Below are 18,128 nucleotides of genomic sequence, written 5' to 3' on the forward strand. Positions count from 1 at the left end.
TTATATAATTTCTTTTATTCCTAACCAATTTATCATATCCTTTGTTTTTTCAAAAAAATCTCCCTTCAGAAAATCCTTTTCACCTTCTGAATGTCCTCCTTTTGCAGGATGATTACTCTTTATTATTTCTCCATTTAAAATGTTTTTTTCAAACTGTTCTGCATCTTTTCCCCAGAGAAAGTATACTATATTTTCATTTTTTGTTGAAATATACTCTATTAAATCTCTTGTAAAAGGATGCCAGAATTTATTATGTTCCCCTGTTTTTTCCTCGATAGCTGTCAGTGATGAATTTAAAAGAAGAACTCCCTGCTTTTCCCACGATTTAAATAGTTCATTTGGCGGAAGTATATTAAACTCGTTATGGCTTATTTCTTTTCTTATTTTTTCAATATCTTCCATTTTTCCATTATAAGTTTTATATAGTAATTTTAATATATTTTTCAATGAAATGTTTATTTCATGATTAACCCAAGAAGTATTTTTAACCTCAAATGCAAGCCCGGTAGCTATTTCACCTTGAGAATACGGTTCATTGGAAAGTATACAGACTTTTCTTGAGGAAATTGAACTTCTTAATGACTTAAATATATATTCATTTTTTGGAATATACTCTATTTTTCTTATTTCCATACATTTTATAAAACTATTTATTGCGGTCACTTTTTCCACAGTGAAAAAATCATAATAATCTTCATGTATGTTATATTTTTCCATAAATTCCATTCTCTGAATATTATTTTTTACTTCATTTGTTTCATCTATTATTTTAAGTTTCACTATTTTATTTTCAACACCAAGAACAAAAATTTCATCTTCTATTACGCATATTTTTGTTATTTCATTTTTAAAAATATTCTGTATTACCTGTATTTTAAAAGTTTCATCTGTAATTATAAGATCCCCTGTTCCAGTACCTATAAAATAATTTTTGTCATTTTTCTCAATAAAAGTTATTCTGGAATTGGAAATCTTAATTGAATTATACATTTCTGATTCGATTATATTCCATATTTCTATCTCTCCAGCATCTGTTCCGGCAAGATATTCAATTCCTACAATTTTAGAATAAATATGATTATTTTCCGTTTTTATATCAAATATTTTTTCAAGCTTGCTGTCAAAAATATTTATTTTGTTGCTTTTTTCATGCAGTTCCCTATATTTCAGTATTACATTTTCCCCACTTGTGAATATTCTATAATTTCCTTTAGTCATATTTTCTGAAAAAGATTGAGTAATATATGATTCCTTCGTATTTACATCATACGAACAAAGTGTATTATTTTCAATAAAAATAATTTTTCCACCTGTTGTAAAATCAACTACTTCAGGTGTTCTCTCAAAATCATACACTTCTTCTATTATTTTTTTTCTTCTTCCGTCACATTTGTATACTTTCCCATTTTGTGTAGAAACAAAAAATATGCTGGAAACAAAAAGTTGATTTTTTTCCTTTATATACCGGATTACTTCACAATTTTTTATTTTTCCCGCGACTTCCTTTTCTATTTTTCCTTCTTTTAAAAAAATCAGTTTATCTCCTGTTGTTATTATTCTCTTATTTACAGAATCTACTCCAAAATCTTTTATTTTTGTATCATATGATATATTGTCTTCTAAAATTGTTTTCATACTCTATAACCTCATATATAGATTTTAGTTTTTTTTCATTTTCCAGCTCTGATAAACTAATACTCCCGCCGAAAATACGATTAATCCACAGCTTATAACTCCATATACTAAATAGGGATATTCAGACGAGAATATATTTTCCATTGCATATGATGTGATTTTCCCAATAGGTACTCCAGGATTGTTTGCTTTCAGATCTAAAATAAAGTTAATAAGTTCTGCCAGATAAACACCTATAATTCCAGGAATTGTTGAAAAAACCATACCGAAAGCTGAATAATTTTCTCTTGTTATTGTATTAAATCTACTTTTTCTTTCCTGAAATTCATCATAATCTTTCTTTTTCAGTTTTTCTATTAAAAAATGATATCCACCGACAGCACCGTAATACATAACTATTGCCGCAATTGAACCATAAAAGTTTATTCTCGTTAACACTACATATAATATAATTCCAGGTATCACTCCAATAAATGAACCTAACATTCCTAGTATTTCCATATTTCAGTCCTTTCAACTATAAATTTGTTTCTATTTTTAATTTTACCATTAATATTCTAATTTTACAATATCATTTTTTTGACTTTTACTTATGAATATTACTATAAGAAAAAAGGCTAAAAAAATCTAGCCTCTTTCAAAATAATATATGTCATATTTGATAAAAAAATAAAGTTTTTTCAAATTAAATATTTCTATTTTTTCTCATTTAATTTTTCCTTATTTTTTTCATCTTTATCTTTTTTCTTTTTCTTAATATCATCTATAAGTACACCTGCACCTACAACTAAAGCCACAACACATCCAACTCACATAATTCTGTCTCCTTTTATCTAGTTTGAACGTATTATATCAAATTTTGTACATTAAAACAAGAAATCTTTTTCCAAAATAAAAACCCTTGAAAAACAATATTTTCAAGGGAATATGAAATAATAATATTATCTTTTTGAGAATTGTGGGCTTCTTCTTGCTTTCTTTTTCCCGTATTTCTTTCTTTCAACCATTCTTGAATCTCTTGTAAGGAATCCTGCTTCTTTTAAAGCTCCTCTTAAAGATTCATCAGCAACTATTAAGGCTCTTGAAACACCGTGTCTTATTGCTCCTGCCTGACCTGTATTTCCTCCACCGTTAACATTTACTTTTACTCCGTATTTATTTAATGTTTCTGTTAATTCTAATGGTTGTTCAACTATTTTGGCAAGTAATTCTCTTCCTCCAAAATAATCTCTCATATCTTTACCGTTTATTGTTACCCCTGCTTCACCTGGTACTAATCTAACTCTTGCTACTGAAGTCTTTCTTCTACCTGTTCCTAAATATTGAATTTTTTCTGCCACGAAAATTACCTCCTATAATTCTATTCTTTCTGGTTTTTGAGCTACATGGTCATGCTCAGTTCCAGTGTAAATTTTTAATCTGTTAATCATTTGACTTCCTAATTTGTTTTTAGGTAGCATTCTCTCAACAGCTTTTCTGATTACTTCAGTAGGTTTCTTTTCAAGCATTTCTTCAAGACTTCTAACTTTTAATCCTCCAGGATATCCACTATGTCTATAATATTTCTTATCCAACATTTTTTTACCAGTTACAGCAAATTTATCCGCATTTACTACTACTACGAAATCTCCTCCATCAACGTGTGGTGTGTAACTTGGTTTGTGTTTACCCATTAATCTTACAGCTATTTCAGTAGCTATTTTCCCTAGTATTTTTCCTTCTGCATCTATTTCATACCAGTTTCTTGTTACTTCTTCTTTCTTTTGCATTACAGTACATTTGTTCACTTTTTATCCTCCTAATTTCTCTTATAATTTATAGGATATATCGGTCCTTTGTGGGAAAGGATTACATTTAATGATTATATCCTATTTCCCATTATTTGTCAAGAAATTTTCGCTAATTTACTTCTATTTAATTATAAGATTACACGCTTTAAATTATTATTTTAAGTTTTCTTTTACTAAATCTTCTACTTTATATTCTTCAGATATTTTATTAACAATATTCATTCTTTCTTCATTTGCTTTATTGTTTAATAATCCATTTGCAATTTGATTGTATGCATCGTTAGGTGTAATATTTCCTAATTTTCCTCTTTCTGCTTCATAAATGTCTGATACTTCTTTTTGAGTAACTACAACATTTTTTCTAACCTGAAGATCCAAGTAGAAGTTTATGTATACATTACTTTCAATTATTTTTATGTTTGCTTCTTCTTTTTTCTCAAAATCAGTTTCTTTCATTTTTCTTTCAATTATTTTTCCAATAACAATTCCTTTTATTATATCAGGATTTCCTTTTGAAAATAAAATTTCTTCTTTAGTTACTTCAACTGATTTTTTCATTTCCTGAATTAATTTGTTTATTTCTTCATCTTCAAGAACTACAAGCTGCTGCTGTAATAAATCTCTTTGAATGATTTCCCTTGCATCAGAGAATCCAATATTTTGTGCATCAAACTGTGCTTTGTTTTCATTGTAAATTCTTGTAACTTCATCTTCATTTACAGAAATTTTTCCTTCGATTTCTTTTGCTATAAAGAATTTTGCCTTTTCATTTTTGAAATGATAGTCAAATTCTTCCTTTTCTTCAGGTGTAAATTCATATTTTTTTGCAGTATCAAGTATTGCCTTATTGATAAGAACTTGTCTTATTCCTTCTTCGTTCCCTTTTAATTCTTCTTTTTCTTCAGCAGTTAATTTAACTTCTGTATTCGCTTTTTTCACATCTTTTTTAGACATTAATTTCTCCTTATAATATTTATTGTTTTTAATTATTTTACATTATTTTAAAAAAAATATCAATATAAATATTGATATTTTTATACTAATTTATTTATTTTTCTTATGTAAAACTGTTTTTATCAAGATTAATAACCTTCATAGCATTTACTAAGTATTATTATTTATTTAACATTCTTGATAAAAATTCTTTTGTTCTTTCATGTTTAGGATTGTCAAAAATTATTTCAGGTCTATCATCTTCCACTATAACTCCCTGATCCATAAATACTACACGGCTCGACACATCATGTGCAAAATCCATTTCATGAGTTACTACAAGCATTGTTAGTCCACTTTTTGCAAGATCCTTCATAACCTTCAGTACCTCTCCCACCATTTCCGGATCAAGTGCCGATGTAGGCTCATCAAAAAGAAGTACTTCCGGTTCCATTGCAAGTGCCCTTGCTATTGCAACCCTCTGTTTCTGTCCTCCTGATATTTGAGCCGGTTTTGCATGAATAAATCTTTCCATTCCTACTTTTGCCAAAAGTTCCTTTGCTGTCTTTTCAGCTTCTTCACGTGATTTTTTCAGAACCTTCATCTGACCAATTACACAGTTGTCAAGAACACTGAGATTATTGAAAAGGTTAAACTGCTGAAAAACCATTCCTACTTTTTCCCTCAGTTTTACAAGTGGCATGCTTCCTGAAACAATATCTTTCCCATGAAACAGTATCTCACCTTCAGTAGGTCTTTCCAGTAGGTTTATACATCTTAAAAGAGTAGATTTTCCACTTCCTGAAGATCCTATAATACTTACAACTTCCTTTTCGTATACATCAAAGTTTATATCCTTTAAAACTGTTCTTTTTCCAAAATCTTTTCTTATATTTTTTATTTCAATTACTTTATTTCCTTTTTCCATTATGCATTACCTCCTGAAATCTCAACATTCTGAGAATTTTCTTCCGCTACCTCTTCCAAAAACTCAAAATTTTGAGGTCCGTCTATTTTTTTCTCTATATATTTCAGGATTGCAGTCAGAGTAAATGTCAGGAAGAAATAAATTACACTTGTGATAATAAATACTTCATAGTATCTCAAATAGGTTCCTGCTATTGCATTTGAAGTATAGAACAGTTCAGTAACACTTATTACATTCAATACTGAAGTATCCTTTATGTTTATAATAAATTCATTTCCTATTGAGGGAAGTATGACTCTGAACATCTGAGGAAAAATTATACTGCTCATCATTTGGAAGTGAGTCATTCCAAGAGCTTCCGCCGCCTCAAACTGTCCCTTATCAATAGAATCTATTCCTCCTCTTATAATTTCACACATATATGCTCCTGTATTAATGGAAACTATAAACAGTGCTGCTCCCATAGGAGAAAACTTTAAAATATCAGCTAGTCCATAGTATATTACCATTGACTGAACTATCATTGGCGTTCCCCTAAATACTGCAACATAAACTGAGAAAATAGTATTTGCAATTTTAAGTATTATTTTTTTCAGTTTAGGAGTTCTTTCATCAGTATGTATATTTTTTACTAATGTGACTCCCAGACCTATTATAAATCCTACTACTGTTCCTATAAGAGAGATGAATAAAGTATTCCATGTACCTGTCAGAAATCTTCTCCAGTTATTTTTCACAAAAAATGCAACCCATGCAAAAAATGTCTTTTCTCCATTTTCTCCAACTTCATCAGTTTTAGGCTGATTTTTTATTGCAGAGTTCATTATTTCCGTTCTCTGCTCAGGAGTAATTTCATCCAGTATTTTATCTATTTTCCCTATTAGCTCTTCATCACCTTTTTTTACTCCTATGGCAATATCAAGCTCTGATTTTTCATATGTAAAGCCATTTTCTCCTTCAAAACTTATAAATTCAAGTTCAGGATTTGAATTTACTGCCGCCATCGCCCCAGGTCTTTCAGAAACATATCCGTCTATTTTACCTGAACTTAACGCCACCACCATTGAAGGAAAATTTTTCATTGCCTCCTGTTTAGCAACTCCCTTCATCTGATCTATAACATTGTAGTGAAGAGTACTTTGCTGTCCTGTTATTTTTGCACCTTTAAAGTCATTTATAGACTTTGCATTGGCATATTTACCGTTTTTTCTCACTACAACTACAAGGTCTGATTCATAGTAAGGTTTTGTAAATGAAAGGCTCTGCTTTCTTTCAGGAGTAGGTGACATTCCTGCTATTACTATATCTACCTTTCCTGCAGACAGTGCAGGCCCAAGCAGTGCATCCCACTCTGATTTTACTATGACAAGCTTTTTATTAAGTCCCTTTGCTATCAATTTTGCTATTTCAACGTCATAACCGTTACAGTAACCGTTATCAATCTTCACTGCACCATTTTTATCATTATCCTGAAACCAGTTAAATGGTGCATATCCACACTCCATACCTACTTTCAGTTCATCGTTTGCCGCATACCCCGATACAAACATCATTAAAAACATGACCAGTAAAGCTATTCTACTTTTCATCTTTTCTATTTTTTTCAAATTATATAACTCCTTTTTTTATTAAAGTTTCAGCTATCTGAATAGTATTTGTAGCCGCACCTTTTCTTATATTATCTGCTACAACCCATAAGTTAAGTCCATTGTCTACTGACTCATCTCTTCTTATTCTTCCAACATAAACTTCATCAGTATCTTCTGCTACTATAGGCATAGGATACACATTTTTTGAAACATCATCCTGTACGATAACTCCTTCTTTTTCTTCAAATGCTTTAAATACATCTTTTAATTCAAAAGGTTTTTCCAATTCAACGTTTACTGATACTGCATGTCCCATTTTTACAGGTACTCTTACACATGTAGCAGTTACTCTAAGATCTGGTAATCCAAGTATTTTTCTTGTTTCTTCAACCATTTTTATTTCTTCTTTTGTATATCCATTATCTAAAAATACATCAATATGTGGTAACAAATTGAAAGCTATCTGATGCGGATAATTTTTTGAAGGCTCTCCTTTAAGGTTGGCTTCCAAATCATCTATTCCCTTCTGACCAGAACCTGCCACCGCCTGATAAGTTGAATAAACTACTCTTTTAAGTCCATATTTATCTGCAAGTACTTTCAATACTGGCATTACCTGTATTGTTGAACAGTTAGGATTGGCAATTATTCCATTATGCCCGTCAAGTGCTTCAGGGTTTGCTTCAGGTACAACAAGAGGGATATCCTTTTCCATTCTCCATGCACTGCTATTATCTATAACAATTGCCCCTTTTGCCTTAAATTTAGGTGCATATTCCTTTGAAATGCTCCCTCCTGCAGAAAATAAAGCTACATCAATATCATCCTTTATATTTTCTTCCTTAAGTTCTATTACAGTATAGTCCTTACCGTCAAAATTCACTATTTTCCCTGCTGATCTTGCTGATGCATAAAGATAAAGTTTTTCCACCGGGAAGTTTCTTTCCTTTAACACCTTTAAAAAAGTTTGTCCCACAAGTCCTGTTGCTCCAACTACTGCTACATTGTATTTTTTCATTTTTTAAAATCCTCCTAAATTTATTTTATTGTTTTATTATTTTAATTAATTTTTTTTTACTATATTATTCCCTTCTGTTTAAACAGTTTTGTCAGTTTATCCACTGTTTTTTCTTCACATGAAACTAAAGGAAGTCTTACGATATCATTATCTATTTTACCTAAAATTTTCATTGCAGTTTTTACAGTTACCGGATTACCTTCAATAAACATATTTCTGCTGACATCATAAAGTTCTGTATGCAGTTTATAGGCCTTTTCATATTCCTGGTTCAAAAATGCCGCAATCAGTTCCTTCATTTCTTTAGGCATAATATTTGCAACTACTGAAACTACTCCTTTTGCCCCTATTGACAACATTGGCAGTATCAAATGATCTTCTCCAGATAAAATTTCTATCTTATCTCCACACAGATCCTGAATTCTTATCATCTGCTCAATACTCCCGGTAGCTTCTTTTATTGCCACTATTTCAGGAAATTCTGCAAGCCTTGCAACTGTTTCCGCTTCTATATTTACTCCTGTTCTACCGGGAACATTGTACAGCATAACAGGAAACTTTGCTTCTTCCGCTATTTTTTTATAATGTTCGTAAATTCCCCTCTGACTTGGCTTGTTATAATATGGGCATGTACTAAGTGCCGCATCTGCTCCCAGTTCCTTTGCATATTTTGTAAGCTCAACTGCCCTGTCAGTATTGTTTGAACCTGCACCTGCTATAACCTGTATTCTTCCCTTCACTTCTTCTACAACAATTTTTATAACCTTTTCATGTTCAGCAAATGTAAGTGTAGGTGCTTCTCCTGTCGTTCCGCATGGAACTATTCCTGCTGTCCCGTTTTCAATATGATAGTTTACCAATTCTCTTACTTTATCTTCATCAACTTCTCCATTTGACTTAAAAGGAGTTATCAGTGCAACGTATGATCCTTCAAATTTCATATTTACTACCATCCTTTTTATTTTTTTATAATTCAACTGCTATCTCTTATAAATATAATTTCCTTCAGCTATCTTTTCACTCGGTCCTGTCATGAAAGCATCGTCTCCCTCTTGACCATATTCTATTGTCAACTGTCCACCGGGAACTTTTACATTTACCTTTTTATCTGTAAGGTCGAACATTCTTCCAAGTACAGCTGAAGCAGTTGCTCCTGTTCCACATGCAAGGGTTCTTCCAGCTCCTCTTTCCCAAGTGATTACTTCCATATTGTTTCTATCTGTCACTTTTACAAAGTTAACATTAACCTTTTTAGGAAAAAGCTCTGTATAATTTTCTATTTTCTTTCCTAAATCATCAATATCATATTCTGAAAAATCATCTACGAAAATAACAGAATGGTCTGTCCCCATAAATATATAGGATATTTCAATTTCCTTTCCGTCTATATTTATTTTTTCCTTTAAAAATCTTTCTTTGTCAGTATTTATAAGTTTTTTCACTTCAAATATAGGTTTTCCCATATTTACCTTTACAGAAAATCTATTTTCTTCTTCATCCATATTTGTTTCAATAAACAAATCTCCCGATAAAGTTTTTACTATAAAACTGTTTTCCTGCTCAACATTATTATTTCTCAAATAATTTGAAAAACATCTTATTCCGTTACCGCACATAGGAGCCTGACTTCCGTCAGAATTATAGTAAAACATGAAAGGCATATTTGCCACATATTTCAATATCAGCAACCCATCCGCACCTATTCCAAAATGTCTGTCACATACCTGTTTTGCAAGTTCATTATAGTCAGGTATCCCTTTTTCTATAAGATCTTTTTCATTCATGATTATAAAATCATTTCCTGCACCATGATATTTCTCAAATTTCAACATTTCAGCAACCTCCTCTGTTCATTTTAGTGTTATTATAAATCAAATTCCTTTGCCAGTAATTCAGCAACTTTTTTACCCATAACTTCATCAACTATTATTGACAGGCTTATTTCAGATGTGGCAACCTGATGGAAGCTTATATTATTTTCTGAAAGAACTCTGAATATTCTGGCAGCAATCCCTATATTGCTTATTAATCCAATCCCTACAACAGATACCTTCACAACATATGGATTTATTATAATGCTTATTCTGTCAAATTTTTCCTGTAAAATTTCACTTACCTGCTCAAGTGAAGCTTTATCTGTTTTAGGAGTAGTAAATGCAAAACTTCCATGTTCACTTGATACATCATTCTGACTTATCATATTTATATTTATTCCCTTTTTTTCAGCCTCTTCAAATATCGCGTAAACATTTTTCGCATAAGTTGGAATATCTTCAACATTTACCATAAGAATATTCTCATTTATTGATATTCCTGTTATTATTTTTTCTTCCATTACTTTCTCCTTTGAAGTTATTATTGTACCATTTTTTTCACCAAGAGACCTTCCAACATATATTTCAACTCCATATTTGTTTCCAAGTTCAACTGCCCTTGGCTCCATTACTCCTGCTCCAAGAAATGCCAGCTCCATCATTTCCTCATATGAAATAACTGAAAGTTTCTTTGCCTCAGGATAAACTCTCGGATCAATGGAATATATCCCGTCCACATCTGTATATATTTCACATTTTGCTCCAAGTGCCGCCGCAAGTGCCACTGCCGAAGTGTCGGAACCTCCTCTTCCAAGTGTTGCGACATCTCCCTTTTCGTTAACTCCCTGAAATCCGGCAACAATTACTATTTTACCTTCCTTCAGATGTTTTTTTATATTTTCACCTTTTATTTCTTCAATCCTATTTTTTGTATGATGCCCGCCTGTTCTTATTCCTGCCTGCCTTCCTGTAAGGGAAATAGCCGGATATCCTAACGACTGCAATGCTATACTCAAAAGAGCTATCGTCTGCTGCTCTCCAGTCGACATAAGTCTGTCCATTTCCCTTTTATCAGGATTTTCTGTTATTTCATTTGCAAGTTTTATTAGACCGTCTGTTGTTTTTCCCATTGCAGATACTACTGCAACCACTTCATTGCCTTCATCCTTCACTTTTCCCAGATATCTGGCAATATCCAATATTTTTTCAGTTGTTGCAACCGAACTACCTCCATATTTATGAACTATTATCACTTTTAACCCTACTTTCCATAATTCTGAAAAACTTTATATTTCCATTTTAAAACAGTTTCCTGATTTTATCTTACAGATGTAATTATACATCATTTTTAATTACAATTCAAAGATTTCATCATTTCTTATGAGGTCATCTCCAGTTTCCCTTTTTACTGCAACTTTAGCTTTTCCGTCCTTTACAAATACAACTGCAGGTTTTATCATTCTGTTATAGTTGCTTGACATTGTATAACAATAAGCTCCTGTCGTTGTTATTGCAAGTATATCTCCTACTTCAGCCTTTTGAAGTTTACCTTTCTGTATAAGAATATCTCCTGATTCACAAAGCTTTCCTGCCACTGTAACTTCATCTTCGGCTTTTTCTTCCAGTTTATTTACTATTCCTGCTTCATATTCAGCCTGATAAAGTGCCGTTCTTATGTTATCAGACATTCCACCATCTACAAACACATATTTCTTTCCACCGACAGTTTCCTTGATTCCTCCTACTGTATAAAGAGTTGTCCCTGCATTTCCAACAATACTTCTTCCCGGCTCTATATTTAACTCTGAGAATCCTATCTGATATTTAATTTCCATTGCTTCCGTATATGTAATTATTTCCTTCAGTACTTCTTCTATAGGTTTAGGATCGTCACCCTCTTTATAGTATACTCCAAATCCTCCACCCATATTTACTGTATGTACTACTATTCCAAGTTCCTTTTTCAGCTTATCAAGATATTTGAAAATTTCTTCCAGAGCAAATATAAAGAACACTGACTGAAATATTTGGGAACCTATATGTGTATGGAATCCTCTGAAATCAAGATATTGGCTGTTATTGATTCTCTTCACTATATCAAACAGGTTTGCCTGAAACAGTGAAATCCCAAATTTTGAAGTTAGTCCCGATGTTTTTATATAACTATGTGTGTGTGCCTCTATTCCCGGATCAATTCTTATAAGCACCGCCTGTTTTTTCCCTTTTTCCTTACATATTTTTTCTATTTTTTCTATTTCATCTTCATTATCTATAACTATTTCTTTAATTCCATAATCCACTGCCATTTCCAGTTCTTCATACGTCTTGTTATTTCCGTGCATATGAACTCTGTTCATTGGAAATCCTGCCTTATATGCCGTATACAATTCTCCACCTGAAACTACATCCAGCTCAAGTCCCTTTTTTTCAACCAGTTTTGCCATTCCTGTTGTAAGGAAAGCCTTCCCCGCGTAGGCAATCTGTGTACCAAATCTTGATGATTTAAATGCTTCCTTCATTTTATCTATCGTTGTTTCTATAAGTTCCTGATCCATCACGTAAAGAGGTGTTTTAAATTCCTTTGCCAGTTCAACTGTGTCCACTCCTCCTATTGACAGATTTCCATTTTCATTAATTTTTGAAGTTCCAAATAATTTCATAATTTTCATTTTCCTTTCCTTTTTAATTGTATGTCTTTCATCAGCCTGATTTTATTTCAGAAATAATTCATTATAATAAAAAATGCTGACAAAACGGCATCAGCATATAAAACATCTATTTTTATAAGTTAAAATTAAAAATTATGATTTATACCTGACAGCGCAACATTATCCATTATAAGATAATGACAGTTCTATGGATATTCTCCATAGCCCCAGCAACAAAGAAAGTCACTCTTTGCACTTCGGCAGTTATTCCTTTCAGTTTATTTCACAGAATTGACTTTTCTCCATAAGCCTACTTTTAATACCTGCACCTCTATCTTTGTATATTATACATAATTTTTCTATTCTTGTAAAGTTTTAATTTATTCATAACCATCATATGTTGGATTAATCTTTTAAGCTTGAAGTACTTTCCATTGTAAAATTTTAAATAATTCAAAAATATGATTTTTACATTAATTTTTTAGTTTTCTTTTTTGAGACAGTCCCAATTTAACTTTCAATTTATCATAATATTTTACGGTTGACAAAAATTTAATTTTAGAGTACTATTATTTATATAGAATATGTCTACATAAATAAATAGAGATCAATACCCTGGCATTACCAATATGGTACAGATACGTCTGACGCCGGGGTTTTTAGTTGAGGGGAGTGGTTTATTATTTATGGAATTTCATTTTATTTTAAAAATAGAATAATTTTGCTTTTTTATTAACTCCTATCTATCCAAATATTCTTTCTATCTTCCCATTTTCCATTCTGTATACTTTCATATATTCCTTAAAAATTTCATTTCTATGTGACACTGCAATAACGGAATATTCAAGATTTTTTAGAATATCTGAAATTTCCCTTTCACTTTGAATATCCAAATTTGCAACCGGTTCATCCATAAGAAGTAATTTGACATCAGTTGACAGCAGAGCCCTTGCCAATCCTATTTTCTGTATCTGACCTGCAGAAAGATTTATATCTTTTCTTCCTGTAATTTCTGTTTCCAGTCCATCTGGCAAATTATCTGCTATATTTTTTACACCGGTTAACTTCAATATTCTATTAAAATTATCTTCATTAATTTTTCTTCCTAATGTCAAATTATCTTTCAATGAAAGTGAAAATAATTCTGTCTGTTGGGGAACATACGCTATACTTCTTCCATTTTCCCCTATATCTGTATTATCAATTTTAAACATTCCTGACACAGGCTCATATAAACCGCTTAAAATCTTTATTAAAGTACTTTTTCCACAACCACTTTCACCTGTAACAAGTATTTTGTCCTTATCCTCTAAATTTATTTCAAAATTTATTTTATCTAAAATATCGGAACTGTTTTCATCATATCTGAACACTATATCTTCCAGTTTCAGAATATTTCCTGATGATTTTTCATAAATATCCTCTTTTTCTTTGTTTTCTTTCATTAATTTTTCTTTACTCGGAATATTCAGGAACTCTGAAATTCTCTCAGCTGAAATTTTTCCTCTTAACCAGTCACTATAAAGTGAAGGCATGCTATGAAATATCCACACAATATTCTGATTCAATATATTAAAGCCCATAAACTGACCTATTGTTAAAAAACCTCTGCTAATCAGATACAAGCTAAAAATCAAAGTTATGACATCACACAGTAATCCTGTTCCTATTCCTAGACTTACCATTTTCCATTCAGCTTTCATATTTCCCAAATGTTCTTCTGTAAATTTTTCATATTTTTCTTTAAACAGAGCTGTTCCAAATTTTTCATTTTTAAACACATTCAGTAAAATTTTGCTATTAAATACCTGTAAAAGAACAGTCTGCATATTTTCCTGTTCTTCCTGTCTTTGAACATATGTCTTCTCAATTTTTTTACCTGCATATTTTGGAATTAGTATTGATATTGAACATAATATAAGTGTAAAGAAAAACAGTACAGGTGACGTAAAAAATCCAAAAAACATGGCTGAAACAAAGGAAACAATCCCTGAAAGAAGCGAAACTGATACATATGAAACTACTGCTGACAAAGTATTTACATCTGATAATAGTAATGTTATCCAGCCACCTTCTCCATCATCTTCAAATTTTCTAAAAGGTATTTTCTCTATATTTTTTATTAAATCATCTGAAATTAACTGACAACATTCCTTTTCTTTCATCTCAATCTTTTTTCCAAGTACCGATTTTAATTTCCCTATTATTATACACAAAATCACAAGCATTCCGGCGATGAAAAAAAATTTTTCATTTTTTCCAGAACTTAAAGTTGATATCAGTACGTCCATTTTTATAGCCAGAATAAACTCAGATAACGCTATTATTAGAGAAAATACAAACAAAAAATGAACTTTATATTTTTTCATTAATAAAAATATCATTTTAAAATATTCATTATTTTTCATTTACATCACCAACTTCAATTATATTATCATTTTCTGTAATAAAATCATATGTATGTGTTATTATTACAATTCCCATTATATTTTTTAATTCCTGAAATAATGTCATCAGTATCTTCTGATTTTCAATATCTAAATCTGAAAATGGCTCATCAAGAAATATGAAATCAGGCTTAAACAGAAGACTTCTTGCTATGGAAAGTCTTCTCAGCTGACCTGCTGAAAAATTAGTATTTTCACCAAAAACTGTATCAAGTTTCTTTGGAAATTTTTCAATTACAGAATACATATTTACTTTTTTCAGGACATCTGCAACTTCTTCTTCAGAATAATTTTCATCTAAAGTCAGGTTTCGAAATATTGTTGTATTAAAAAATTCTGACTTCTGTGGAACATATCCCAATTTTCCTTCCATTATTTTTTTTTCCCATTTTTCATTCCATAAATTTCCCCTTTTAATGGTTCTAATACTGATAATATCATTTCCATTAGAGTTGTTTTTCCTGATCCGTTACTTCCTTTTATATAAGTTATTTTCTTGTCAGGAATAATAAAATTGAACTTATCAAATATCATTTTATCATTATCAGGATATCTGAAACTTATATTTTCTCCAACTATCTGATAATTTTCAAATTTTGTATTTAAAGATTCTTTTTCCTTTATCTCATCTATTCTGTCTGATATTTTTTCTGATTGAATTTTAATATCAGGATGTTTTTCATCGATTCTATCTAAATATTTAAAAATCCTGCTTACAGATACTTTCTGTTTAGACATGTAGCCTATGATTGAAGGAATATCCAAAAAAGGATACAGTATGGACCCTATTCCGACATTCCATATTCCTATCATTGCAGCCATTGAAATTTCTCCGGATTTTACTAATAGCAATCCTGCAATAAGACTTAAAATCTCTGTCAAGTACACTCCCCCTGAAAATATACCGTTGCTTATCCCTATTGCTGAAGCAACTTTTTTATAATCCTTTATTTTTTCTTCATAAAACATCCAGTGCTTTGACAAAATAAACTTTATAAGGGAATATACCTTAATAATAGGAATATTTCTCTGAATTTCTTCATAAAATCTATTATGCATATCATCTTTCTTTTCATAGGTTTCCCTGTAAAAAGAAGCTTTCAAATAAACTTTCCTTGCAGCAGTAAAAAATATTATACTTATAAGTATATAAAACAGAGTAATTTTCAAAGATATCGACAGCATATACCCAAAACCAAAAGCAATCATTAAAATCAAATCAAACATTGGAAATAAACCATATAATAAATAATCTCCTATAATTTCAGTATCTTCATTGATTAAATTTAAAATCTCTCCTGAATGAATTTTTCCATTGCCTTCACTTTTTAAATAACTTTCCATAAGTTCCAGACTTATTTTTTCCATTATTTTCTTTTTAGTTTTTTCAAGCAGAACTGAATTCTGATAATAACATAAAGAATATATTACTGAACCTATAATCAGACCTGTAAGAATAAAAAACAGATAGTTATTTTTTCTACCATAGATACTTTCCAGACCTATTTGTATCATTAAAGAAACAAGCATATTAAATCCACTCAGAAAAATTTTTAAAGAAATTAAAACAACACTGTCTTTTCTGGAAATATACCTTAAAATTTTAGAATTTATCATAACCTCACCCTTTCTTTATATTAGTTTTATATAACATTATCATATTATACTTCAAATTTCAATGGGATGTCTAAAAAAATTAAAAGATAATATAAAAATCATATTTTTGAATTATTTATAATTTTGTAATGCAAAACAGGAAATGAACATAGTTTTTATAAATTATTTTTATATTTTCATTTTCATTATTAAAGTGCTATAATGTTATTATACTATAAAGAAAAGAGGTAATATTATGTTATTTTTAAAACAGTCTGTAGAAGAACGTCGTGAAATGATTATAAATGGAAGTATTCTGAATACTTTACTTTTTTTATCTATTCCCACATTGCTAGTTGGAATAATACAGGCTCTCATACCTCTTTCAGATAATTTTTTCTTAACTAACTTGACAAATGTTGTTGTTGCAGGTTCTGTAACCTTCAGTCAGCCTGTACTTAATATTATGGTTGCCCTGTCACAAGGACTTGGAGTGGCAGCCATGGCAATGATTGGAAAATACTATGGAAAGGGAATAATGAGGGCTGTAAGGGAAACAATGCTCCAAATTTATGTTTTCAGCTTTATAATAGGACTTATACTGATTCCTATATGTATTCTTATGGCTTTTGTTATTTCAAAAACCACTTCAGAAGAAATAAGAGGTACAGTGTTTACTTACATTGCAGCCTACTCATTTGTAATGCCTCTTATATTCCTTGCGGCTATTTACAATTCTTCCAAGAATGCAATAGGACGGCCTGAAGTTACATTTATAAGAATATCACTGCTTCTTGTTTTAAAAATATTTTTTAATTCATTGTTTCTTTATATTTTCCGTATGGGACTTATCGGAGCAGTAGCAGCTACATTCTGTTCATATGTTGTCATTACATTATGGATGTTTCATGATGTTTTTGTAAAGACAAGCGAAACTAAGCTTGATTTACGGACATATTCCATGAAACTTCCCATTATAATGAAAATTACAAGAATAGGTCTTCCTGCAATGATAAACTACATGCTGATTTACTTTGGTTTTTTCCTTATAAACAAGGAAATGGAAAAATACGGTGCAATTGCTCTGACAGGACAAGGAATTGCGGCAAACATCAATTCACTCTGCTTTAACCTTCCTTCCTCAATTGGAACAGCTGTCACTACAATGATAAGCATTAATATGGGGCTTAAAAATATTGAAAAATCTAAAAAGATTTTTACTTACAGCTGGATTACAAGTGTCGTTATTGCAGTGCTGACAATAATTCTGATAGTTCCCCTCAATCATAATATGATAGCCCTTTTCACAAGAAACAAGGAAATAGCGGCAATAGCTGACAACGCTCTAAATATTTTCACCTATTCAATAATAGGTTTCGGTATTTTCACTGTATGTCAGGGTGTATATGTAGCTTTAGGGAAAAACAACATTCCGCTTGTTATGTCCATATTGAGAATATGGCTTTTCAGATATGTATTTATTTTAGTTACACAAAAATATTTAGGTTTGTACTCTATTTTCTGGGGAAACCTGTTTTCAAACACTGTTGCAGGAATAATCTTTTTCTTTCTTGTAAAGACACTGGACTGGGAAAATATTGATGTAAAAAAAATTAAAATAAGAAAATTAAAGTAAAAAGTTTATTATAAAATAAAATTTGTAAATTAATATAAAAGGGGCTGCCTCAAAAAGAAAAAAAATAATGTAAAAAACTATATTTTTGAATTAT

General features: G+C 30.7%; 14 protein-coding genes, 1 pseudogene and 1 riboswitch. Of the genes and pseudogenes, 1 reads left to right on the forward strand and 14 read right to left on the reverse strand.

Annotated features, from left to right (window positions below):
* From HMPREF1984_RS10045 to HMPREF1984_RS10115, 14 genes and pseudogenes are all read right to left on the reverse strand, one after another.
* Positions 1 to 1,635, reverse strand: a complete 1,635-nt coding sequence (locus HMPREF1984_RS10045; protein ID WP_021767891.1) for a uracil-DNA glycosylase — start codon at positions 1,633 to 1,635, stop codon at positions 1 to 3.
* Positions 1,636 to 1,659: 24 nt separating this feature from the next.
* Complete coding sequence (locus HMPREF1984_RS10050; RefSeq protein WP_021767892.1) at positions 1,660 to 2,136, reverse strand: hypothetical protein; 477 nt, start codon at positions 2,134 to 2,136, stop codon at positions 1,660 to 1,662.
* Positions 2,137 to 2,576: 440 nt separating this feature from the next.
* Entirely contained in the window at positions 2,577 to 2,975 is a 399-nt protein-coding gene (rpsI, locus tag HMPREF1984_RS10055) for a 30S ribosomal protein S9 (RefSeq protein ID WP_021767893.1), read from the reverse strand.
* Between the two features lie 12 nt (positions 2,976 to 2,987).
* Positions 2,988 to 3,422, reverse strand: a complete 435-nt coding sequence (gene rplM, locus HMPREF1984_RS10060) for a 50S ribosomal protein L13 (RefSeq protein WP_084408481.1) — start codon at positions 3,420 to 3,422, stop codon at positions 2,988 to 2,990.
* 156 nt (positions 3,423 to 3,578) lie between these two features.
* Positions 3,579 to 4,379 (reverse strand): hypothetical protein, encoded by an 801-nt coding sequence (locus HMPREF1984_RS10065; RefSeq protein WP_021767895.1) that lies wholly within the window; start codon positions 4,377 to 4,379, stop codon positions 3,579 to 3,581.
* A gap of 160 nt (positions 4,380 to 4,539) precedes the next feature.
* Positions 4,540 to 5,286: an amino acid ABC transporter ATP-binding protein gene (locus HMPREF1984_RS10070; RefSeq protein WP_021767896.1), complete on the reverse strand. Its 747-nt coding sequence runs from the start codon at positions 5,284 to 5,286 to the stop codon at positions 4,540 to 4,542.
* Positions 5,286 to 6,893: an ABC transporter substrate-binding protein/permease gene (locus tag HMPREF1984_RS10075; protein ID WP_232219707.1), complete on the reverse strand. Its 1,608-nt coding sequence runs from the start codon at positions 6,891 to 6,893 to the stop codon at positions 5,286 to 5,288. Before HMPREF1984_RS10075 ends, HMPREF1984_RS10070 begins: the two co-directional genes overlap by 1 nt.
* A 1-nt stretch (position 6,894) precedes the next feature.
* The gene (locus tag HMPREF1984_RS10080; protein ID WP_021767898.1) at positions 6,895 to 7,893 is read right to left on the reverse strand and encodes an aspartate-semialdehyde dehydrogenase; all 999 of its coding nucleotides are present in this window, start codon (positions 7,891 to 7,893) and stop codon (positions 6,895 to 6,897) included.
* 59 nt (positions 7,894 to 7,952) lie between these two features.
* Positions 7,953 to 8,834: a 4-hydroxy-tetrahydrodipicolinate synthase gene (gene dapA / locus HMPREF1984_RS10085; protein ID WP_036100596.1), complete on the reverse strand. Its 882-nt coding sequence runs from the start codon at positions 8,832 to 8,834 to the stop codon at positions 7,953 to 7,955.
* A gap of 39 nt (positions 8,835 to 8,873) precedes the next feature.
* Positions 8,874 to 9,725 (reverse strand): diaminopimelate epimerase, encoded by an 852-nt coding sequence (dapF, locus tag HMPREF1984_RS10090; protein ID WP_021767900.1) that lies wholly within the window; start codon positions 9,723 to 9,725, stop codon positions 8,874 to 8,876.
* 32 nt (positions 9,726 to 9,757) lie between these two features.
* Positions 9,758 to 10,960 (reverse strand): aspartate kinase, encoded by a 1,203-nt coding sequence (locus tag HMPREF1984_RS10095; RefSeq protein ID WP_021767901.1) that lies wholly within the window; start codon positions 10,958 to 10,960, stop codon positions 9,758 to 9,760.
* 99 nt (positions 10,961 to 11,059) lie between these two features.
* A complete protein-coding gene (lysA, locus tag HMPREF1984_RS10100; RefSeq protein ID WP_036100597.1) occupies positions 11,060 to 12,367 on the reverse strand; it encodes a diaminopimelate decarboxylase in 1,308 nt (435 codons plus the stop codon).
* 150 nt (positions 12,368 to 12,517) lie between these two features.
* Positions 12,518 to 12,697, reverse strand: a riboswitch (Lysine riboswitch).
* Between the two features lie 401 nt (positions 12,698 to 13,098).
* Positions 13,099 to 14,763, reverse strand: a complete 1,665-nt coding sequence (locus tag HMPREF1984_RS10105; RefSeq protein ID WP_021767903.1) for an ABC transporter ATP-binding protein — start codon at positions 14,761 to 14,763, stop codon at positions 13,099 to 13,101.
* Positions 14,753 to 16,419 (reverse strand): annotated as a pseudogene (locus tag HMPREF1984_RS10115) (ATP-binding cassette domain-containing protein). Before HMPREF1984_RS10115 ends, HMPREF1984_RS10105 begins: the two are co-directional and overlap by 11 nt.
* Positions 16,420 to 16,654: 235 nt before the next feature.
* Between HMPREF1984_RS10115 and HMPREF1984_RS10120 the strand changes: the two are divergent.
* Positions 16,655 to 18,034: an MATE family efflux transporter gene (locus tag HMPREF1984_RS10120; RefSeq protein ID WP_021767906.1), complete on the forward strand. Its 1,380-nt coding sequence runs from the start codon at positions 16,655 to 16,657 to the stop codon at positions 18,032 to 18,034.
* The last annotated feature ends 94 nt before the right edge of the window (positions 18,035 to 18,128 follow it).

Source organism: Leptotrichia sp. oral taxon 215 str. W9775, assembly GCF_000469505.1.
Taxonomy (GTDB): domain Bacteria; phylum Fusobacteriota; class Fusobacteriia; order Fusobacteriales; family Leptotrichiaceae; genus Leptotrichia_A.